Below are 19,805 nucleotides of genomic sequence, written 5' to 3' on the forward strand. Positions count from 1 at the left end.
GGGCCCGGCCCCGCCGTAGCGCACCACACCGGAAGGGCGAACAGCGAGATGAGCGAGGACTCCCTGCGGACGGAGGTGCTGACCGCACGCCGGATCGTCGTCAAGGTCGGCTCCTCCTCACTCACCACGGCGGCCGGGGGCCTGGACGCCGACCGCGTCGACGCCCTCGTCGACGCCCTCGCCAAGGTGCGCGCCCGCGCCGACGCCCCCGAGGTGGTCCTCGTCTCCTCCGGCGCGATCGCCGCCGGCCTCGCCCCGCTCGGACTGGAGCGGCGCCCCAAGGACCTCGCCCGCCAGCAGGCCGCCGCCAGCGTCGGCCAGGGCCTGCTGGTCGCCCGCTACACCGCCTCCTTCGCCCGCTACGGCCTCCGGGTCGGCCAGGTGCTGCTCACCGCCGAGGACGCGAGCCGCCGCGTCCACTACCGCAACGCCTACCGGACCCTCGACCAGCTGTTGGCGATGGGCGCGATGCCGATCGTCAACGAGAACGACACCGTCGCCACCGCCGAAATCAAGTTCGGTGACAACGACCGGCTGGCCGCGCTGGTCGCCCACCTGGTCCGGGCCGACCTGCTCGTCCTCCTCTCCGACGTGGACGGCCTCTACGACGGCGATCCCAGCCGCCCCGGCACCAGCCGGATCGCCGAGGTGTCCGGCCCGCACGATCTGGACGGCATCGAGATCGGCAGCGCGGGCAAGGCGGGCGTCGGCACCGGCGGCATGGTCACCAAGGTCGAGGCGGCCCGGATCGCCACCGGCGCCGGCATCCCCGTGGTGCTCACCGCGGCCAGCCACGCCGCCGACGCCCTGTCCGGCCGGCCCACCGGCACCCTCTTCCGGCGCACCGGCAGCCGCTCCTCCGACCGGATGCTCTGGCTGGCCCACGCCAGCAGCCCGCGCGGCGCCCTGCACCTCGACGCCGGAGCCGTCCGCGCCGTCGTCTCCGGCGGCGCCTCGCTGCTGCCCGCCGGGGTGGTCGGGGTGGACGGCGAGTTCGCCGCGGGCGATCCGGTGGACCTTCTTGCCGAAAACGGCCACATCGTGGCGCGCGGACTGGTCAACTTTGATGCGAGGGAGTTGCCCCGCCTGCTCGGCCGGTCCACCCGAGACCTGGCCCAGGAGTTCGGCGCCGCCTACGAGCGGGAGGTCGTCCACCGCGACGACCTGGTCGTCCTGCGCGGCTGACCGGCCGTGGGCCGGCCGGCGGAAGGCGGGCGGCTCCGCACGGGGAGCACGTCCGGCCGCGGGCGAGGAGGGGCGCAGCCGTACGCGTCGGGCCGGGGCCGGCGGGCACGACGACACGACATCGCCGAACAGGAGGCCGCCGGTGGAAAGCAGGCGCGAGGCAGCGCTGACCGGAGGGACGGCAGGCCGGCGGCTGACCAGCATCGACGGCGGCGGGGGCGACGCTCCCGCGGGTTCGTCCGGTCCGCCGTCCCAGGGGCCGGGCACGGTGCGCCCGCTCCGGCCGGACCGGCGTGACGAGACCGAGCCGCCCGTCGTGCCCGAGCAGGCCCGGCTCTGGCACGTGGTGCTGAGCGTCGCCGGGCAGGTCACCCCGCTCACCGCGCTGCGGGCCGGGCTGGAGCGGCTGGCGCACGACCACTCGTTCTTCCTGACCGCCCGCTACGCCGCCGACCACGCGGAGATCCGGTACTGGGAGCAGGCCCGGGACCTGCACGACGCGGCCGCGATCGCGCTGCGGCTCTGGGGCGAGCACAAGGTGACCGCCGGCCTGCCGCCGTGGGAGATCGTCGGCCTGGAGGTGGTGGACCGGGCGACCTACCACAAGCGGGTCGCCGAGGGGTTCGGCGGCGCGCAGCCGCACCTGGGCGGAGTCCACCCCTACTGACCGCCCCCGGCGGGACACCCCCGGGGGCCGGGTCGGGCCGGGGGTGTCTCACCGGGCGAAATACCCGGCGGGCGGGGTCGGGGCAGTCGCTACCCTTGGCGCATGACCAGCGATCTCGCCACCGCCGACAGCCCCGTCCTCGCCGTAGCGCGCCGTGCCCGGGAGGCGGCCGCCGCGCTCGCCCCGCTGCCGCGCGGGGCGAAGGACTCCGCGCTGCAGGCCGTCGCGGACGCCCTGGTGGCCCGCGCGGCCGAGATCACCGCCGCCAACGCCGAGGACGTCGCCCGCGCCCGCGCGGCCGGCACCCCCGAGTCGGTGATCGACCGGCTGACCCTCACCGAGGAGCGGATCGCCGCGATCGCCTCCGACGTCCGCGACGTGGCCGGTCTGCCCGACCCGGTCGGCGAGGTGATCCGCGGCTACACCCTGCCCAACGGTCTGGACGTGCGCCAGGTCCGGGTGCCGCTCGGCGTGGTCGGCATCATCTACGAGGCCCGGCCGAACGTCACCGCGGACGCCGCCGCGCTCTGCCTGAAGTCCGGCAACGCGGTGCTGCTGCGCGGCTCGGCCTCCGCCTACCGTTCCAACAGCGCACTGGTCGCCGTCCTGCGCGACGCCGTCGCCGGGGCGGGGCTGCCCGCCGACGCCGTCCAGCTGGTGCCGGGCGAGAGCCGGGACTCCGTCCAGGAGCTGATGCGGGCCCGCGGCCTGGTCGACGTGCTGATCCCGCGCGGCGGTGCCTCGCTGATCCGCGCCGTCGTCGAGGGTTCGACCGTTCCGGTGATCGAGACCGGGACCGGCAACTGCCACGTCTACGTGGACGCGCAGACGGACCTCGCCATGGCCGTCGGCATCCTGCTCAACTCCAAGGCACAGCGCGTCAGCGTCTGCAACTCGGCGGAGACCCTGCTGGTCCACCAGGACGTCGCCGACGCCTTCCTGCCGCTCGCCCTCGCCGCGCTCGCCGAGGCCGGGGTCACCGTGCACGGTGACGACGCGGTCCTCAAGGCCGCCGAGGGCACGGCCGCCACGGTGCTGCCCGCCACCGACGAGGACTGGGAGACCGAGTACCTCTCCTACGACCTGGCCGCGGCCGTGGTGCCCTCGCTGGACGCCGCCGTCGCGCACATCCGCCGCTGGTCCTCCGGCCACACCGAGGCGATCGTCACCACCTCGCAGGCCGCCGCCCGCCGTTTCACCCAGCTGGTCGACTCGACCACGGTGGCCGTCAACGCCTCCACCCGGTTCACCGACGGCGGCGAGTTCGGCTTCGGGGCCGAGATCGGGATCTCCACCCAGAAGCTGCACGCCCGCGGCCCGATGGGGCTTCCCGAGCTGACCAGCACCAAGTACATCGTCACTGGTGACGGGCATGTGCGGGGCGAGGCGACGCAGACCGTGGGGGGCACGGCCGACGCCGTCTGACCGGCGTCCGGAGCGGTCTCCGGCCCGGGGCCCGGGCCGGAGACAGGCAGCGCCCGGGGGCCGGTCCGGGCAGGCCCGCGTCACACGGGTGATGGACCAACTGCGAGGAGCCACAGACAAATCGCCCTCCCGGTAATACGCTGAATCCGTGGCTGAGGATGTGGGGGGCTTGCCGTACCCCGACGGCGCCGACCACGGTGGTGCGGACGACGAGTTCGCCACCGTGGTCTTCGATGAGGCCTTCGTGCGGTCCGCCGCCGTGCACGAGCCGACGGCCAAGGAGCGGCAGCTCGCCGCTGCCGAGGCCCGGTTCGAGCCGGACGCGGCCGGTCCGGCCTGGGGCTACGAAGCCCCGGTCGGTGACGGGGTGCCGCTGGAGCTCCGCCCGTACCCGGGCGGACTCGACGACGATCACCGCTATCCCGATCCGTGGACCGGCCCGGGCCGGTCCACCCAGCGGCGTGCGCGCCGCTGGGGCCGGGTCGGCTTCGACCCGCTCGGCGCTCGGCGCGGCCGTTACGTCGCCCAGCAGCGCTGGCACCGGCCGGTGGCCTGGGTGCTCGCCGTGATCATGGGCGTGGGCCTGATCGCCATGGCGGTCGCCGCCGTCTACCAGGGTGTGGGCGGCCCCGGGGGCGCGCCCAGGCGGCCCGAGTCCGGGAACAGCAGCCCGGGGAACGACCCGGCGCCGCCCCCGGCTGAGCCGTCGCTGGTGGTCACGGCCCCGGCGGGCTGAGCCGCCGACCGGCGGGACGGCGGCCCGTTGCGCCCCGGGGCGGCTGCCACCGGTCACGGAGAGCTTCCGGTGTTCTGTGTCAGAGGCCTCGTGGCGGGGCGAGGGTGCGCCTTACCCTGGTGTCATGGGTGACCCGCGTGAGCCTCCGGAGGGTGCGCCCGACGGTGGTTCCGGAAACGACGACGAATACCGGTCCGTGGTCTTCGACGAGTCGTTCGTCCGCGCTGCCCGGATCCAGGAGCTGTCGGCGCGGGAACGGCTGGCCGGCGCGTACGGCAGGGCCACCCGGCCCAAGGTCCGCCTCGGGCCGCTGGGCACCGTGCCCCGCCAGGCGCTCGCCCTGCTGCTGGTGATCCTGCTGGCCTTCGGCGCCGCCGTCTACTTCGGAGTGAGCTCGCCGACGCGCCCCGCGGCCCGGCCCGAGGGAAGTCAACTGACCGTCAGCCTGGTGGCGTTGAGTCCGGCCTCGGCGGTCCGGGCGGTCGCCGACCCGGCCGACCCGTTCGCCGGACTGCCGCCAGGCTACGGCGACGGCGCGGTCGGGCTCGGGACGCCGGCCGGGGCCGCGACCGGGCACTTCTCCCGGATCGAGGTGACCAAGGCGCTCGACACCGTCCAGCGCTACCTGGTCGCCTCCTCGCTCGCGCCCGCCACGCTGGTGCAGGGCGCGACCGCCGACGTCCGGGCCTTCGTGACGCCGGGCGAGCAGGCGCAGTTCGACGCCAGCGTGGTCCAGCCGACCGACGACCGGCACCACGCGCTGACCGGCTGGCTGGTCCGGTTCGACCCGGCGCAGGTCGCGCTGGCCGCCGACACGGTGAAGGTCGCGGGCGCGATGCGGATCGACGAGGCGGACAACGGGACCCTGGAGATCGCCACCGACCACACCTTCGTCTACGCGCTGAAGGCGGCCGGTGCGCCGAGCGGCGCGCCGGTCACCCTGGAGACCGTGCGGCGACAGCTGAGCTTCGAGTTCGACCGGACCGACCTGGCGTCGGCGCGGCTGCGGCTGGTGGACTCGGTGCTGCAGGCCGGGCCCGCGCCGTGCGACGGCTCGCTGGCCGGCGCCGTCCAGCCGGTGCTGGCGACCGCGGACGCCGCCGCGCCGCCCACGCCGCCACCGGCCTCGCCGTCCACGGTGCCGCCGCCCGTCGACCCGGGCAACCACGCCCGGCCGGCGTGGCAGATGTGCGGGGTGCTCGCCGGGAGCTGAGGCGGGAGCCGTCGGGCCGGGGCAGCGGGACGGCCCCCGGCGGGTGCCGAGGGCCGTCCTGGTGTGCGGGGGAGCGGGTCAGCTGCCGTCGCGGGAACCGTCGCCGTTGCTGCCGTTCCCGTTCCCGTTGGCGCCGTTTCCGTTGCCGTTGCGGGTGGCGCCGGTGAAGGTGTCGCGCAGCTTGCCGCCGACGGTGGCCGCACCGCCCGCCACGTCGCGGATCAGGCCCATCAGCGGGTCCTTGCTCTCCTTCACCGTGGTCGTGTAGTGGTCGGCGGCGGCCTTCCACTGGTCGCCGACCGAGGTCTCGGAGTCGTCGGTGCGGCGCGGGTAGGCGCCGGCCAGGATCGAGCGGTACTCGTCGCCCTCCGCCCACTTCTTCAGCTGCGCGACCCGGACCACCGCGAACGGGTGGCTCTGCGGCAGCACCTGGAGCAGCTTGAGCACGCCGTCGCGCAGGTCCCCGGCCTTCTCGTACTCCTCGGCCTGCTCCAGGAAGGCGTCGACGTTCATCTCGGCCAGGTTGTGGCCGCCGGCCAGCTTCATCAGGGCCCGCATGGACGCCTGGAGGTCCTGTCCGGCCAGCAGGCCGGCCCGGTCGCTGGAGAGCTCGGCCTTGCGGAACCACTCCTTGAGCGCGGTGATGATCGCCATGATCGCCAGGTTGCCCAGCGGCACCCAGGCGATCCGGGCGGCGATGTTGGTGAGGATCAGCAGCATCGTCCTGTACACCGCGTGGCCGGACATCGCGTGACCGACCTCGTGGCCGATCACCGAGCGCAGCTCCTCCTCGTCCAGCAGCTCCACCAGGCCGCTGGTGACCACGATGATCGGCGTGTCGATGCCGATGCAGAACGCGTTGACCGCCGGGTCCTGGGTGACGTACAGGTCCGGGACCTTGTCCAGGTCGAGCACGTAGGCGGCGTCGCGGACCATGGCGTGCAGCTCGGGGAACTGGCGCTCCGAGGTCTTCACGGCGGTGGCCAGGAACATCAGGCGGATCGAGCGCTCGGAGACCAGACCGGCGAGCTTCCTCAGCACGTCGTCGAAGCCGGTCAGCTTGCGCAGCGCGACCAGCGCCGAGCGGTCCGCCGGATGCTCCCAGGCCCGGGTGGAGATCTCCGGGAACCGCTGGCGGCGACGGCTCGGGGTCTTCGCGGTCGTGTCGGTCATGTGTGAGTACCTCCTGGTCGACGGCGGCCCCGGCCGCTGGCCGGCCCCCGCTGCTCTTCGCCTACAACGACTGTCTCTGCAACGTCCGCGGTTGCGTACTCGTCCCCGCCGTCACCCTACGTGCGCCCGGGCGGGCGCCCGTGGCGGGCCCTGGGCGTGGCCCGGGTGCGTGCCCGGCGACGCGTTTCCGGGGCCGAGGGGGCGGTGGGCGGCGCCGGTGTGAGGCCGGTTTACCCTGAATGCCCGGGAGAGCCGAGCCAGACCTGGCCGCGGCACCGAGCAGTCCGAGGAGCCCGCAGATGTCCACCGAAGCCCTTGTCAGCCTGGCCGCCCCGATCTCCTCGGAGAACGGTCCCGGGATCTTCCTGCGGATCATCGTGGTGGCCTCGTTCGTCGGGGTCGGCCTGCTCGCCTGGCTCCTGCTCCGGGCCGGCCGCAACAACTGACCTGCCGCGGACCGGCGGTCGGCCGTGCATCGGCGCGGGGACGTCCGCGGGCGCGGGCTCACGGCGGTTCAGACGCGGTGGGCCGCCGAGCGGTTGCCGTGTAACCCCCCGTACGATGACGGACGGGCCCTCACCGGCCCGACGACACCTCCTGCCCGTCACCGAGCCGAGAAGGTCCGCCGACCATGAGCACTGCCGCCGCACTCCCCGTCCTGAACCTTCTCGCGAACGAGGGCGAGGGGGGCAACCACGACAGCCTCAACCCGTACCTGACGGGTGGCGCCGCCCTGTTCGTCCTCCTGCTGCTGCTCTTCGTGACCACCCGCTTCAACAAGGACCGCTAGGCCCGCAGGCAGGACCGCCGGGCGCTCGACCCGGCGGCCGACGGCCCGGGGGAGCGTCCGGCGGAGTAGCCGGCCGCTCCCGTACGTGTGCCCGGAGGGCCCGGCCCCCAGGCGTTCCCGCACCGTAACGGGCGTCGCGTAAGGTGTGGCGCCATGGGAGAGCAGACCGGGAATTCCGGCGGATCGGCGCCGGTGAAGAGGCGCCTCGGTGTGATGGGCGGCACCTTCGACCCGATCCACCACGGACACCTCGTCGCCGCCAGTGAGGTCGCCAGCGCGTTCCACCTGGACGAGGTGATCTTCGTCCCGACCGGACAGCCCTGGCAGAAGAGCGACCGCCACGTCACGCCCGCCGAGGACCGCTACCTGATGACGGTCATCGCCACCGCGGAGAACCCGCAGTTCTCGGTCAGCCGGATCGACATCGACCGCAAGGGACCGACCTACACCGTCGACACCCTGCGCGACCTGCGGGCGCTGCACCCCGACGCCGACCTGTTCTTCATCACCGGCGCCGACGCGCTCGCCCAGATCCTCTCCTGGCGGGACTCCGACGAGCTCTTCTCGCTCGCCCACTTCATCGGTTGCACCCGGCCGGGGCACACTCTGACGGACGCCGGGCTGCCGGTGGGCGGGGTCTCCCTGGTGGAGGTCCCGGCGCTGGCCATCTCTTCCACGGACTGCCGCAACCGGGTCGCCAAGGGCGAACCGGTCTGGTACCTCGTCCCGGACGGCGTGGTCCGCTACATCGACAAGCGTGCGCTCTACGCGCCGCACCGGACCTGATCCCGGAGGGGCCGACGGATGAGCGATCGCAGGGGACCGCAGGGGCAGCCGGGGCAGCCGGACGACTGGCCCGCCGGGCAGTACCAGCAGCAGTACCAGCAGGCCTACCAGCAGCAGGAGCCGCTGTACGAGCAGTCCGAGCAGCAGTACGACCAGTACGGCCGGCCGGTGCAGCCCGCGCAGCAGGCGTACCCGCAGCAGGACGACTGGTCCACCGGGCAGTACCCGCAGCAGTACCAGCAGGGCTACCCGCAGCAGGGCGGCTACGGCGGGCAGCAGCAGGAGCCGGCGTACGAGCCGTACGAGCAGCGTGAGCAGCAGCAGTACGACCAGTACGGGCAGCCGGTGCAGCCCGCGCCGCAGGCGTACCCGCAGCAGGGCGGCTACGGCTACCAGGACCCGTACCAGCAGCAGCAGGTCTACGACCCGTACCAGCAGCAGGCCCAGCAGCCGTACGCGACCGCGCAGATGCCGGTGGTGGCCGAGCCGGAGCAGACCGCGCCCGAGGCGCCCGCCGCCGTGCCCGCGCCCGCCCCGGTGACGCCGCGCCCCCGGCTGCCCCGGCCGACCGCCGCCGAGCCGGCCCCCGCCCGGCCCGAACCGCCGTCCGAGCAGGTCGGCGGCAGCCGCGCCGCCAAGGGCAAGGCCCCCAAGGGCGACTACCCGACGGGCGAGTTCACCTTCGTCGACGACGAGGAGGGGGAGGACTCCGAGGACGTCATCGACTGGCTGAAGTTCGCCGAGTCCCGCAGCGAGGTTCGCGCGGAACGCCGCCGCAAGCTGCGCAACCGGCTGGTCGGCGCCGGCGCGGCGCTGGCGCTCGTCGGCGCGGGCGTCGGCGGCTACCTCTGGTTCACCGGTGACAAGGAGAGCGCGGCCGTCGCCGCCGGACCGCGCCAGGTCAACGTGGTCCACCTGCGCGACCTGCAGGGCAAGGTGTCGAGCGCGCTGCTCGTCAACGACGCCGCGGGCAAGAAGGGCACCGTCCTGCTGCTCCCGGACACCCTGCGGCTGCCCGGCCCGGGCGACCCGCCGATCACCACCGTCGGCCAGGCCATGGACAGCCTCGGCGCCTCCGGAACCCGCGACGGCCTGGCCACCGTGCTCGGCGCCCCCGTCGCCGGCACCTGGCGGCTGGACACCCCGTACCTGGAACTGCTGGTCGCCCAGCTCGGCGGTGTCCGGGTGGACACCGACGCGGAGACCCGCGAGGGCGGCAGGCCGGACGGCAAGGTGCTTTCCGCCGCCGGGAAGAACACCCTGCTGAACGGGAAGGCGGCCGTCGCCTACGCCACCCTGCAGAACCAGGGCGAGAGCCGTGACGCCCAGCTGGCCCGGTTCGGCCAGGTGATGGACGCGGTGGTGCGCACCATGCCCGTCGAGTTCAAGGACGCCAAGGACGACGTCCACCGGATGAACGCGGTGCTCGACCCCTCGCTGCCCGAGGACGCCCTGGCCGGTGTGCTCACGCAGCTCGCCCAGCTGGCCAGGAACGGTCAGTTCGGCGCCACCGCACTGACCGTGAAGCCGGACGGCACGCTGGACGAGGCCACCGCCGGCAAGCAGGTCAAGGACGTGCTGGGCGGCACCGTCAAGGCGGCCACCTCCGCCGACGCGCCGGCCCGCGTCTCCGTCCAGGACGCCACCGGGAACGACCAGGCGGCCGCCGCCGCACAGGTCCAGGTGGTCAACGCCGGCCTCACCTTCGTCCCCGGCGGGGCCAGGACCGCGCCGCAGCCGGCCAGTGAGATCCGCTACACCGACGACGCCCGGCAGGCCGCCGCGAAGTCGCTGGCGACCAGCCTCGGCCTGCCGGAGACGGCCGTGAAGAAGGTCGCCGAGGCGCAGAACGCGGACCTGCTGGTCGTTCTCGGCAAGGACTACGCCCCGCCGAAGACGCAGTAGGCACCCGGCTCGCGTCGGGCGGCTCCGGAAAACGGTTCCGGGGCCGCCGGGGCGGCGTGAGATCCTGGAAGGCGATCCCGGCGCCCCGCGCTCCGGGGCGCCCCAAGCCTCCGAGCCGGAAGAACACCGTGACCGTCACTGACCACAGCCAGGAACTCATCAACGTCGCCGCCCAGGCGGCGGCCGACAAGCTGGCCCACAACATCATCGCGTTCGACGTCAGCGAGGTGCTGTCGATCACCGACGCCTTCCTGATCGCCTCGGCCAACAACGACCGCCAGGTCCGTTCCATCGCCGAGGAGATCGAGGACCAGCTGCGCGAGAAGCTGGACATCAAGCCGGTCCGCCGGGAGGGCGAGCGCGACGGCCGCTGGATCCTGCTCGACTACCTGGACATCGTGGTGCACGTCCAGCACTCCGAGGAGCGTTCCTTCTACTCGCTCGACCGGCTCTGGAAGGACTGCCCCGAGCTGCCCCTGCCGGAGGACGCCCTGGCCTCCCGCAACCGTCCCGACGCCCACACCGACGCGGTCGGCAACGCCGTCACCCCGGCCGAGCAGGCGCCCGCGGACGACTTCGGCGCCGAGGACTACAGCTGAGCCGGGACGCGCGGGGCCCGCGCATCGTCTTCTGGCGGCACGGCCAGACGTCCTGGAACCTCGAGTCGAGGTTCCAGGGCACCACGGACATCGAGCTGACCGGGCAGGGCGTGCTGCAGGCGCAGCGGGCCGCCCGGCTGCTCGCCGGCCTCCGCCCCGACCTGCTGATCTCCTCCGACCTCAAGCGGGCCCGGCGCACCGCCGAGGAGCTGGCCAAGGTCACCGGCCTCGACGTGCAGCACCACGAGGGGCTGCAGGAGACCTACGCGGGCTCCTGGCAGGGCCTCACCAACGCCGAGATCCGCGCCCGGTTCCCGGAGGAGTACGCGGCCTGGGCGCAGGGCGAGCCGGTCCGGCGCGGCGGCGGTGAACTCTCCACGGAGGTCGCCGACCGCTCGGTGCCGGTGGTGCTCGACGCGGCCGACAAGCTGCCCGAGAACGGCACCCTGGTCGTCGTCAGCCACGGCGGCACCATCCGCACCATGCTGGGGCGGATGCTCGGCCTGGAGCCGGAACTCTGGGAGTGCTTCGGCGGGCTGTCCAACTGCTGCTGGTCCGTGCTGGGCCGGGGCGCGCGCGGATGGCGACTGCTGGAGCACAACGCCGGCACGCTGCCGGAGCCGGTGATCGGCGACGACACCTGAGCGGTGCGCGGAGGGGGCGTGGAGTGGTCTACGGGGAGCGGATTTCGCAGTTCCGGGCCTGACCGGTTAGAGTCTTCCTCGTTCGCACGGAGGAAACGCAACCCGGTGAGGGAAGCGGGAAATCCGGTGAGTGCGGGGCTGTAGCTCAGTTGGTAGAGCGCTTGCATGGCATGCAAGAGGTCCGGGGTTCAATTCCCCGTAGCTCCACTCCGCACCTGCGGTCCGCGAGGGCCGTGCGTGTCGCGGGGCTGTAGCTCAGTTGGTAGAGCGCTTGCATGGCATGCAAGAGGTCCGGGGTTCAATTCCCCGTAGCTCCACAGACGACGAGAAGGCCGCCACCCACCGGGTGGCGGCCTTCTCGCCGTGCGCTGCGGCCGGGGGCGCTCGCCGCGTGTGCCCTGTCCGGTCGCCGGTCGCCGGTCGCCGGCCGCCGGTCGCCGGTCGCCGGTCGTGGCGGTCGTGGCGGTCGGGTGGGTCGGGTCGGTCGCTCGGCTCGCTCAGCTCGTTCCGCCGGAGCGGTCGGGACAGGTGTCGGAGTGGTCGCACGGGTTGGCCCAGCCGCCGGGCGGCAGGGTGGCCAGCCGCTCGATCCGTTCGCGGTCCGCCGGCCCGTCCGGCGTGTAGACCACCACGAACGTCTCGGGCACCCCCGGGATCGTCAGGTAGGTCGCGTTCAGCCGCAGCACCCCCACGTCCGGGTGCCGGAAGACCTTCAACGACGTCCGCTGCGGCGCCACCTCCTGCCGGGCCCACAGCTCCCGGAAGTCCTCGCTCACCGCGGCCAGCGCCCGCACGTGGTTCTCCCAGACCGGCTCGCCGACATGCTTGCCGTACGCGTTGCGCAGCACCGCGACCATCTGCGGCAGCGCCTCCTCCCGGTTCAGGAAGGGGTTGCAGCACGTGGGGCTGGTCACCGTGCACCAGAGGCTGTTGAACCAGCCCTCGTCCGTCCGTGCCCGGCTCGCCGCGAACAGCGCCTCGTACGGTCCGTTCCAGGCCAGCACGTCGAACCGGGTGTTGGAGACGGCGGCGGGGAGCGGCACCAGCGGGTCCAGGATCACCTGGGTCGACGGGTCCAGGACGGGCGGCTCCGGTTGCGCCGGCGGACGCACCGCTACCTCGGCCAGCCGGAGCAGGTGCTCGCGCTCGGTCGCGTCCAGCCGCAGTGCCCGCGCCACCGCGGTCACCACCTGCTCGCTGGCGTTGATCGGACGCCCCTGCTCCAGCCACGTGTACCAGGTCACCCCGACGCCGGCGAGCTGTGCGACCTCCTCCCGGCGCAGCCCCGGCGTGCGGCGGCGCAGCCCAGGCGGCAGGCCGACCTCCTCGGGGGCCACCCGGGCCCGGCAGGCCCGCAGGTACCGGGCGAGCTCGGACCGGCGGCGGCCCCGGCGGCCGGGCGCGGCGCCGCCGGCGGTGGAGGCGGGAGGAGTGGTGGGGCGTTCGGTCGTGAGCCCGGCGGCGCCGCGGTCGTCCAGGACGGTCATACCCGCCATCGTGCCGCAGCCCGCCCGGGCCGGACAGGGTGCTGCCAGTACCAGGATCAGCAGGCTCTAACCACCGGTACCGGCGCTCGGTGACGCTCGGTCCATGACGGATCTCCAGACCCGGCGCGGCCCGTCCGGCGCCGCCCCACCCGCCGACCCGCTCGGCGCCCCACCCGCCGCAGCGCCGGGCACCCGGCCCGGGCTGCTCCTCGCGCTCGTGCTCTGCGGCCAGTTCACGGCCGTCCTCGACACCGCCGTCGTCAACGTCGCGGTGCCGACCATCCGCACCGACCTGGGCGCCTCCGGCGCCGCCCTCCAGTTCGTCGTGGCCGGTTACACCGTCGCCTACGCGGTCCTCCTGATCACCGGCGCCCGGCTGGGCGCCCGGTACGGCTACAGCCGGCTCTTCCAGCACGGCCTGGCCCTCTTCACCGCCGCCTCGCTGGCCTGCGGGCTCGCCCCCTCCACCGGCTGGCTGATCGCGTTCCGGCTGCTCCAGGGCGCCGGCGCGGCCCTGATGGTGCCCCAGGTGATGAGCCTGGTGCAGCGGACCTTCACCGGACCGGCCCGGACCAGGGCGCTCGGGCTCTACGCGGCCGTGCTGGCCGGGGGCGTGGCGGCCGGTCAGGTGCTCGGCGGGATCCTCGTCAACGCCGATCTGTTCGGTTCGGGCTGGCGCCCCGTGTTCCTGGTCAACGTGCCGATCGGGCTGCTGCTCCTCGCGGCCGGTGCCCGGCTGCTGCCCGACCTGCCCGGGGACCGCGACCGCGGCTTCGACGTCCCCGGCCTGGTCGTGCTGGCCGCAGCCCTCGGCCTGCTGGTGGTGCCGCTGGTGCTCGGCCACGAACTGGGCTGGCCCGCCTGGGGCTGGGCGATGCTCGGCGCCGGCACCGCCCTGGTCGTCGTGTTCGTGGTGGTCGAACGGCGGATCGCGCGGCGCGGCGGGCAGCCGCTCATCTCCGGCCGGGTCCTCGGAGCGGCCGGTCTGCTTCCGGCGGCCGGCGCCCTGTTCATGATCATGGCGGCCTTTGCGGGCTTCATGTTCGCCTTCGCCCTGCACCAGCAGACCGGACTCCACTACAGCGCGCTGCACGCCGGACTCTGCTCGGCGCCGATCGCGGTCGGCTTCGGCGTCGCGAGCCTGCACTGGCAGCGGCTGCCCCGTCGGCTGCACGGCGCCCTGCCGGTCCTCGGCACCGCGCTCCTCGCCCCCGGCTACGTGCTGCTCGGTCTGATGCTGGGCGGTGGTACCGGGGTCGGTGCGGGCGCGCTGCTGCTGACCGCCGTGCTGGGGCTGGTCGCGGGCTGTTCCTACGCGCCGCTGTTCGCCCGGGCGCTCGGCCGGGTCGCCTCGGCGGACGCGGCGGATGCCAGCGGGGTGATGGTCACGACCATCCAGCTCGGCCAGGTCGCCGGGGTGGCGCTGCTCGGCTCGGTGTTCCTCGGCTCGGTCGACGTGCCGGCACCCGCCCGGGACTCCGGGTACGCCCTACTCGTCACCACGGTCGTGGCCGGCGTGGGAGCGGCGCTCGCGGCCTTCTTCGCGGTGCGGGTCCGGCGGGCGTCGGCCGAGTAGCGCGCCCGGTCGCGCGCCCACCGCGCGCTCACCGCACGGGCCGGCCGCGCGGTGGGCCGGCGCGGTTGCCCTGCGCCGTGGACCCGTGCGGCGGGCCTGCGCGGTGAGCCCGGAGAACGGATTCGTGGAGCACCCCTCCGACCGTGTAAAGTAGGCGATGTCGCCGAGGGAAACGGAACGAAACCCCCGGTGACACTGCAAGTCAAGGGGCTGTAGCTCAGTTGGTAGAGCGCTTGCATGGCATGCAAGAGGTCCGGGGTTCAATTCCCCGTAGCTCCACAGAAGTCGAAGGCCGCCTCCCGGATCGGGAGGCGGCCTTCGGCGTTCTCCGGGGTCGGGGTCGCCGGATGGGGCCGGCGCGGGGCGACCGCGGCTTTTCGCAACGCCGGGGCGTGCGGCCCCGGCGGACCGCTACCGTCGGAGCCATGGCGGATCTGGAGCGCAGGCGCAACGAGGAACTCGCCCGGATACTGCACCAGCTCGGCTGGAACCCGGAGCGGCTGGCCCGCGAGGTCAACCTCGCGCTGCCGGCGCGGCTGGCGATCAGCTCCACCGCCCCCTACAAGTGGCGCGACCGCGGCATGGTCCCGCGCAGTCCGCACGACCAGGCCGTCTGTGAGGTACTCAGCCGCACCCTCGGTATCGCCGTCACCTACGAGCAGCTCTGGGGCCGGATGGGCGGCCACCGGGGCGCCAAGATCCTCTCCCCGCGGCTGCTCACCGACCCGTGGACGGCCGACACCGCGCAGACCGCGCTGCGCGAGGCGGCCACCGATGCCGGACCGGTCCGCCTGGCCGACCTCTTCCGCGACTCGGACCTCGCCGAGGCGGCCCGCCGGCTGACCACCCCGCCGCCGCCCGTCGCCGGCGGTGACGGCGTGCTGCGCATCGCTCCCGGCCTGGTCGGTGAACTCGACCTCGGGTACCGCAGCAAGCTCCGGTTGGAACGCTCCTGCGGCGGCGGACTCGTCCTCGGACCGGCGCGTGCCGAACTGGCCATGGTCGCCAAGCTGTTGGAGCTCGGCGCCTACGACGAACCGCTCGGCCGGGCCCTGTACGGCGCGGCCAGCCGACTGGCCGGGCTGGCCGGCTGGGCGGCCTACGACCTCGGCCACGAGGCCGCCGCCCAGCGGGCGTTCGCGGCCGCGCTGCGGGCTGCGCACGTGAGCGGCGAGCACGGACAGGGGGTGGCGGTGGTGGGCGGCCTGGTGGTGCTGGCCACCCAGGGGGCGGGCGGACGCGGGCCGGACGTGGTCACCGTGCTGGCGGAGGCGGTGGCGGCGGCCGGGGACGCGCTCGGTCCGGCCGACCGGGCGCTCCAGTTCGGACGGATCGCGCGCGCGTACGGACGGCGGGGCCACGGGGACGCCCTGGCCGAGGCCGCGGAGCGGGCCTTCACGGAGCTGGGCGCGGTCGGGGTGGGCACCGCCGCCGGTGCGGGACGGGCGGTCGCCGGGGGCGCCGAGGCGGACGGGCACGGCGGAGGTGACGGGGCCGGCCCGGATGAGGTGCGGGCCGATCTGGCGGGCATGGTGGGGGAGGGGTACCTCTTCCTGGGCGACCACCGGCGTGCCCAGGCCCTGCTGGCCGAGGCGGTGGCGGGCCTCGGGCCCGACCGGGCGCGGGCCCGGGCCCTCCTCATGGTCAGGCTGGCCGACTCCCGGCGCCGCACGGGTGACACGGCTTCGGCGATCGCCACGGCGGACGAGGCCCGGGCGCTGGCCGCAGGGATGCAGTCGGAGCGGGTCGCGCGGGCGCTGCGCGACATCGACGCGGCGTTCCGGGCGGCGGCGGTGACGGTGCCGTCCTCGGCGGCGACCGCCGATCCGGCGGAGACGGCGACGGAGGCGGCTGCGGCTGCGGCCTCGGCAGGTGTTCCGGGGGTGGCGGAGGTGCCAGGGCCGCGTGACGGTGGTGCGGTCGGCGGTACTGCCGCGGGCGCCCGTACCGGAACCACCCGTGGGGGTGCGGAGGAGACCGCCGGCACCGCCGTCGCGGTCTGAAGCGCAGTCCCGAACCGCAGTCCTGAAGCGCTGTCCCGATCGGCGTCCGACCGCCGGCCGGGCCGCCGCCCGAAACGTGGGCCCGATCGGCGTCCGGACGGACCGCCCGGAACACCGCCCGGGCCGTCCGTCCGGAATACCCGCCCGGGCCGCTGCCGCGGGCGCTGCGGATCCACCGGCGGGAACGGCCGGGAGGGGGCTGACCCCCTTGCGGTACCCTGAGCCCATGCGAACCGTGCGCCTGCTCCTTAGCCGGCCGCGCTGACCAGGACCGGCCGCGCCCTCGGGCGGAGCCGGAGTCGGCGTGGCGTCCCCTCCTGCGAGGGGCTTTTTTGTTTTCCGCCCGGGTGTTCGCCCGGTCTCCGCCCGGGTTTCCCGGCCCGGGCGCCGTTCGCCGCAGCCGGCCCGGCGCGCCGGTTCGCCAACTGACATCGATGGAGCTTGAAGGACCATGAGCGAGACGACCCCTGCGTCCGGCGCGGCCGAGACCGCGACCGAGCCGTTCCGGTACAGCGCCGCCCTGGCGGCGGAGATCGAGTCCCGCTGGCAGGACATCTGGGAGAAGGAGGGGACGTTCCACGCCCCCAACCCGGCCGGTGACCTGGCCGACCCGGCAGCCGGTGACGTCGCCGCGAAGCCGCACAGCTTCATCATGGACATGTTCCCCTACCCGTCGGGCGCGGGCCTGCACGTCGGCCACCCGCTGGGCTACATCGCCACCGACGTCTTCGCCCGCTACCAGCGGATGACCGGCCACAACGTGCTGCACACCCTGGGCTACGACGCGTTCGGCCTGCCCGCCGAGCAGTACGCGGTGCAGACCGGCACCCACCCGCGGATCTCCACCGAAGCCAACATCGCCAACATGCGCCAGCAGCTGCGCCGGCTGGGCCTGGGCCACGACCCGCGCCGCTCGATCTCCACGATCGACCCGGAGTACTACCGCTGGACGCAGTGGATCTTCCTGCAGATCTTCAACTCCTGGTACGACGCGCAGGCCGGCAAGGCCCGCCCGATCACCGAGCTGATCGCCCGCTTCGAGGACGGCTCGCGCGAGGTACCGGGCGGCCGGGCCTGGGCGTCGCTGAGCGCCGCCGAGCGCGACGAGGTGCTGGGCGAGTACCGGCTGGCCTACGCCAAGGAGGTGCCGGTCAACTGGTGCCCCGGCCTGGGCACCGTGCTGGCCAACGAGGAGGTCACCGCGGACGGCCGCTCCGAGCGCGGCAACTTCCCGGTGTTCAAGTCCAACCTGCGCCAGTGGATGATGCGGATCACCGCCTACTCGGACCGGCTGATCTCGGACCTGGACCTGCTGGACTGGCCCGAGGCCATCAAGCTGCAGCAGCGCAACTGGATCGGACGCTCCGAGGGCGCCCGGGTCGACTTCGCCGTCGACACGCCGACCGGTGACGCCGAGAAGATCACCGTCTTCACCACCCGTCCCGACACCCTGTTCGGCGCCACCTACATGGTGCTGGCCCCCGAGCACGACCTGGTCGACGCGATCGTGCCGGCGTCCTGGCCGGAGGGCACCCGGGAGGAGTGGACCGGCGCCGCCGCCACCCCCGCCGAGGCCGTCGCCGCCTACCGCGCCGCGGCAGCCGCCAAGTCCGACGTCGAGCGCCAGGTCGAGGCCAAGGTCAAGACCGGCGTCTTCACGGGCTCCTACGCCGTCAACCCGGTCAGCGGCGAGCCCGTACCGGTGTTCATCGCCGACTACGTGCTGATGGGCTACGGCACGGGCGCCATCATGGCCGTCCCCGCCCACGACCACCGCGACTTCGCCTTCGCGCAGGCCTTCGAACTGCCGATGCGCTGCGTCGTCGAGCCGACCGACGGCCGCAGCGAGGACCCGCACGACTGGGACGACGCGTTCGACACCTACGACTCCGTCATCGTCAACTCGGCGCACGCGGACGGGACCGAGGACGGCATCTCGCTGAACGGCCTGGGCGTCGTCGACGCCAAGGCCGCCGTCACCGCCTGGCTGGCCGGGCGCGGCATCGGCGAGGGCACCGTCAACTACCGCCTGCGCGACTGGCTGTTCAGCCGCCAGCGGTACTGGGGCGAGCCCTTCCCGATCGTCTACGACGAGGACGGCGTCATGCACGCGCTGCCCGAGTCGATGCTGCCCGTCGAGGTCCCCGAGGTCGACGACTACTCGCCGCACACCTACGACCCCTTCGACGCCACCTCCTCGCCGAAGACCCCGCTGTCCCGCAACGAGGACTGGGTCAACGTCGAGCTGGACCTGGGCGACGGCGTCAGGAAGTACCGCCGCGAGACCAACACCATGCCCAACTGGGCCGGTTCCTGCTGGTACGAGCTGCGCTACGTCGACCCGACGAACGGCGCCGACGTCGTCGACCCGGCCAACGAGCGGTACTGGCTGGGCCCCACCGAGCAGAAGCCGGGCGGCGGCGCCGACCTGTACGTCGGCGGTGCCGAGCACGCCGTGCTGCACCTGCTGTACGCCCGCTTCTGGCACAAGGTGCTGCACGACCTGGGCCACGTCTCGTCCGTCGAGCCGTTCCACAAGCTGTTCAACCAGGGCATGATCACCGCAGACGTCTACCGTGACGAGCGCGGCTTCCCGGTGCCCGCCACCGAGGTGGAGGAGCGCGACGGCGCTTACTCCTGGCAGGGCGAGCCGGTCAAGCGCGAGGCCGGCAAGATGGGCAAGTCCCTGAAGAACGCCGTCGCCCCGGACGAGATCGCCGACGAGTACGGCGCGGACACGCTGCGCCTGTACGAGATGTCGATGGGCCCGCTGGACGTCTCCCGTCCCTGGGACACCCGCGCGGTCGTCGGCTCGTACCGCTTCCTGCAGCGGCTGTGGCGCAACGTCGTCTCCGAGACGACCGGTGAGCTGGTCGTCGTGGACGAGCCGGCCGACGAGCCGACCCTGCGCGCGCTGCACAAGGCCATCGACGGCATCCGCGGCGACATGGCCGGGCTGCGGTTCAACACGGCCGTCGCCAAGGCGATCGAGCTGAACAACTTCCTGGTGAAGCGCGGTTCGACGCCGCGCGAGGTGGCCGACCAGCTGGTGCTGATGGTCGCCCCGCTGGCCCCGCACATCGCCGAGGAGCTGTGGCGCCGGCTGGGCCACGTCGAGTCGCTGGCCCACACCGACTACCCGGTCGCGGACCCGGCGTTCGTGGTCGACGAGTCGGTGACCTGCGTCGTGCAGGTCAAGGGCAAGGTCAAGGCCCGGCTGGAGGTCGCGCCCTCGATCTCGGACGCCGAGCTGGAGGCGCTGGCGTTGGCCGACCCGGCGGTCGTCGCGGCGATCGGCGGGGCCCAGGTGCGCAAGGTGATCGCACGGGCGCCGAAGCTGGTCAACATCGTCACCGGCTGACGTCGGTCGGCCACGCCCGGTCGGCCTCGGCCGGCGGACCTCGCCGACCGGGTGACGCCGATCGGGTGACGTCGACCGGCGTGAGGACGTTCGGACGGCGAGCTGTGGGCGGGTGTCCCTTCGGGGGCGCCCGCCCCGCGGCGTTCCGGGGCCGGCCCCGCCGGGCGCGCGCAGGCAGAGCGGGTGTGGGCAGAGCGGGTGTGGGCAGAGCGGGTATGGGCAGAGCGGGTATGGGCAGAACGGCGGCCGGAGCGG

16 protein-coding genes and 3 tRNA genes are annotated in these 19,805 nt (G+C 74.0%); 17 read left to right on the forward strand and 2 right to left on the reverse strand.

Annotated features, from left to right (window positions below; all coding sequences use genetic code 11):
* The first annotated feature begins 48 nt into the window (after positions 1-48).
* The 5 genes from proB (at position 49) to PUR56_RS31660 (ending at position 5,226) form a co-directional block, all read left to right on the forward strand.
* Positions 49-1,185 carry a glutamate 5-kinase gene (gene proB, locus PUR56_RS31640; RefSeq protein ID WP_329885146.1) on the forward strand — a complete coding sequence of 379 codons (1,137 nt, stop codon included), beginning with the start codon at positions 49-51 and terminating at the stop codon, positions 1,183-1,185.
* Between the two features lie 142 nt (positions 1,186-1,327).
* Complete coding sequence (locus tag PUR56_RS31645) at positions 1,328-1,852, forward strand: hypothetical protein (protein WP_329885147.1); 525 nt, start codon at positions 1,328-1,330, stop codon at positions 1,850-1,852.
* Positions 1,853-1,954: 102 nt separating this feature from the next.
* Positions 1,955-3,277 (forward strand): glutamate-5-semialdehyde dehydrogenase, encoded by a 1,323-nt coding sequence (locus PUR56_RS31650; protein WP_329951483.1) that lies wholly within the window; start codon positions 1,955-1,957, stop codon positions 3,275-3,277.
* Positions 3,278-3,425: 148 nt separating this feature from the next.
* Complete coding sequence (locus tag PUR56_RS31655) at positions 3,426-4,013, forward strand: SCO2584 family spore wall biosynthesis protein (RefSeq protein WP_329951484.1); 588 nt, start codon at positions 3,426-3,428, stop codon at positions 4,011-4,013.
* 124 nt (positions 4,014-4,137) lie between these two features.
* Positions 4,138-5,226, forward strand: a complete 1,089-nt coding sequence (locus tag PUR56_RS31660) for an SCO2583 family membrane protein (RefSeq protein ID WP_329951485.1) — start codon at positions 4,138-4,140, stop codon at positions 5,224-5,226.
* A gap of 78 nt (positions 5,227-5,304) precedes the next feature.
* Here PUR56_RS31660 and PUR56_RS31665 read toward each other — a convergent pair whose 3' ends face one another.
* On the reverse strand, positions 5,305-6,399 hold the full coding sequence (locus PUR56_RS31665) for a M48 family metallopeptidase (RefSeq protein ID WP_329951486.1): 1,095 nt from the start codon (positions 6,397-6,399) through the stop codon (positions 5,305-5,307).
* 299 nt (positions 6,400-6,698) lie between these two features.
* Here PUR56_RS31665 and PUR56_RS31670 point away from each other — a divergent pair, with 299 nt between their 5' ends.
* The 8 genes from PUR56_RS31670 (at position 6,699) to PUR56_RS31705 (ending at position 11,440) form a co-directional block, all read left to right on the forward strand.
* Positions 6,699-6,845, forward strand: a complete 147-nt coding sequence (locus PUR56_RS31670) for a hypothetical protein (protein WP_329885152.1) — start codon at positions 6,699-6,701, stop codon at positions 6,843-6,845.
* A 185-nt stretch (positions 6,846-7,030) separates the two neighbouring features.
* Positions 7,031-7,189, forward strand: a complete 159-nt coding sequence (locus PUR56_RS31675) for a hypothetical protein (RefSeq protein ID WP_327676842.1) — start codon at positions 7,031-7,033, stop codon at positions 7,187-7,189.
* 153 nt (positions 7,190-7,342) lie between these two features.
* A complete protein-coding gene (gene nadD / locus PUR56_RS31680; RefSeq protein ID WP_329885153.1) occupies positions 7,343-7,975 on the forward strand; it encodes a nicotinate-nucleotide adenylyltransferase in 633 nt (210 codons plus the stop codon).
* 18 nt (positions 7,976-7,993) lie between these two features.
* Positions 7,994-9,880: a LytR C-terminal domain-containing protein gene (locus PUR56_RS31685; RefSeq protein WP_329951487.1), complete on the forward strand. Its 1,887-nt coding sequence runs from the start codon at positions 7,994-7,996 to the stop codon at positions 9,878-9,880.
* A gap of 128 nt (positions 9,881-10,008) precedes the next feature.
* Positions 10,009-10,479 (forward strand): ribosome silencing factor, encoded by a 471-nt coding sequence (rsfS, locus tag PUR56_RS31690; RefSeq protein ID WP_329885155.1) that lies wholly within the window; start codon positions 10,009-10,011, stop codon positions 10,477-10,479.
* The gene (locus PUR56_RS31695; protein ID WP_329885199.1) at positions 10,476-11,123 is read left to right on the forward strand and encodes a histidine phosphatase family protein; all 648 of its coding nucleotides are present in this window, start codon (positions 10,476-10,478) and stop codon (positions 11,121-11,123) included. Before rsfS ends, PUR56_RS31695 begins: the two co-directional genes overlap by 4 nt.
* Before the next feature lie 134 nt (positions 11,124-11,257).
* Positions 11,258-11,330, forward strand: a tRNA-Ala gene (locus PUR56_RS31700).
* A 37-nt stretch (positions 11,331-11,367) separates the two neighbouring features.
* A tRNA-Ala gene (locus tag PUR56_RS31705) sits at positions 11,368-11,440 on the forward strand.
* Between the two features lie 180 nt (positions 11,441-11,620).
* Here the strand turns inward: PUR56_RS31705 and PUR56_RS31710 are convergent.
* On the reverse strand, positions 11,621-12,610 hold the full coding sequence (locus PUR56_RS31710) for a helix-turn-helix transcriptional regulator (protein ID WP_329951488.1): 990 nt from the start codon (positions 12,608-12,610) through the stop codon (positions 11,621-11,623).
* 103 nt (positions 12,611-12,713) lie between these two features.
* Here PUR56_RS31710 and PUR56_RS31715 point away from each other — a divergent pair, with 103 nt between their 5' ends.
* From PUR56_RS31715 to leuS, 4 genes are all read left to right on the forward strand, one after another.
* Positions 12,714-14,186, forward strand: coding sequence for an MFS transporter (locus PUR56_RS31715; protein WP_329951489.1), 1,473 nt, complete (start codon positions 12,714-12,716; stop codon positions 14,184-14,186).
* Between the two features lie 206 nt (positions 14,187-14,392).
* A tRNA-Ala gene (locus PUR56_RS31720) sits at positions 14,393-14,465 on the forward strand.
* 146 nt (positions 14,466-14,611) lie between these two features.
* A complete protein-coding gene (locus tag PUR56_RS31725) occupies positions 14,612-16,189 on the forward strand; it encodes a hypothetical protein (protein WP_329951490.1) in 1,578 nt (525 codons plus the stop codon).
* Positions 16,190-16,640: 451 nt separating this feature from the next.
* Positions 16,641-19,550 (forward strand): leucine--tRNA ligase, encoded by a 2,910-nt coding sequence (gene leuS, locus PUR56_RS31730; RefSeq protein ID WP_329951491.1) that lies wholly within the window; start codon positions 16,641-16,643, stop codon positions 19,548-19,550.
* The last annotated feature ends 255 nt before the right edge of the window (positions 19,551-19,805 follow it).

Source organism: Streptomyces sp. BE303 (genome assembly GCF_036290945.1).
Taxonomy (GTDB): Bacteria; Actinomycetota; Actinomycetes; order Streptomycetales; family Streptomycetaceae; genus Kitasatospora.

What these genes read in the sequence shown, in the direction of transcription:
- proB (WP_329885146.1), top strand. Translation starts at nt 49, where the DNA reads ATGAGCGAGGACTCCCTGCGGACGGAGGTGCTGACCGCACGCCGGATC.
- PUR56_RS31650 (WP_329951483.1), top strand. Translation starts at nt 1,955, where the DNA reads ATGACCAGCGATCTCGCCACCGCCGACAGCCCCGTCCTCGCCGTAGCG.
- PUR56_RS31660 (WP_329951485.1), top strand. Translation starts at nt 4,138, where the DNA reads ATGGGTGACCCGCGTGAGCCTCCGGAGGGTGCGCCCGACGGTGGTTCC.
- PUR56_RS31665 (WP_329951486.1), bottom strand. Translation starts at nt 6,399, where the DNA reads ATGACCGACACGACCGCGAAGACCCCGAGCCGTCGCCGCCAGCGGTTC.
- PUR56_RS31670 (WP_329885152.1), top strand. Translation starts at nt 6,699, where the DNA reads ATGTCCACCGAAGCCCTTGTCAGCCTGGCCGCCCCGATCTCCTCGGAG.
- PUR56_RS31675 (WP_327676842.1), top strand. Translation starts at nt 7,031, where the DNA reads ATGAGCACTGCCGCCGCACTCCCCGTCCTGAACCTTCTCGCGAACGAG.
- nadD (WP_329885153.1), top strand. Translation starts at nt 7,343, where the DNA reads ATGGGAGAGCAGACCGGGAATTCCGGCGGATCGGCGCCGGTGAAGAGG.
- PUR56_RS31685 (WP_329951487.1), top strand. Translation starts at nt 7,994, where the DNA reads ATGAGCGATCGCAGGGGACCGCAGGGGCAGCCGGGGCAGCCGGACGAC.
- PUR56_RS31710 (WP_329951488.1), bottom strand. Translation starts at nt 12,610, where the DNA reads ATGACCGTCCTGGACGACCGCGGCGCCGCCGGGCTCACGACCGAACGC.
- PUR56_RS31715 (WP_329951489.1), top strand. Translation starts at nt 12,714, where the DNA reads ATGACGGATCTCCAGACCCGGCGCGGCCCGTCCGGCGCCGCCCCACCC.
- PUR56_RS31725 (WP_329951490.1), top strand. Translation starts at nt 14,612, where the DNA reads ATGGCGGATCTGGAGCGCAGGCGCAACGAGGAACTCGCCCGGATACTG.
- leuS (WP_329951491.1), top strand. Translation starts at nt 16,641, where the DNA reads ATGAGCGAGACGACCCCTGCGTCCGGCGCGGCCGAGACCGCGACCGAG.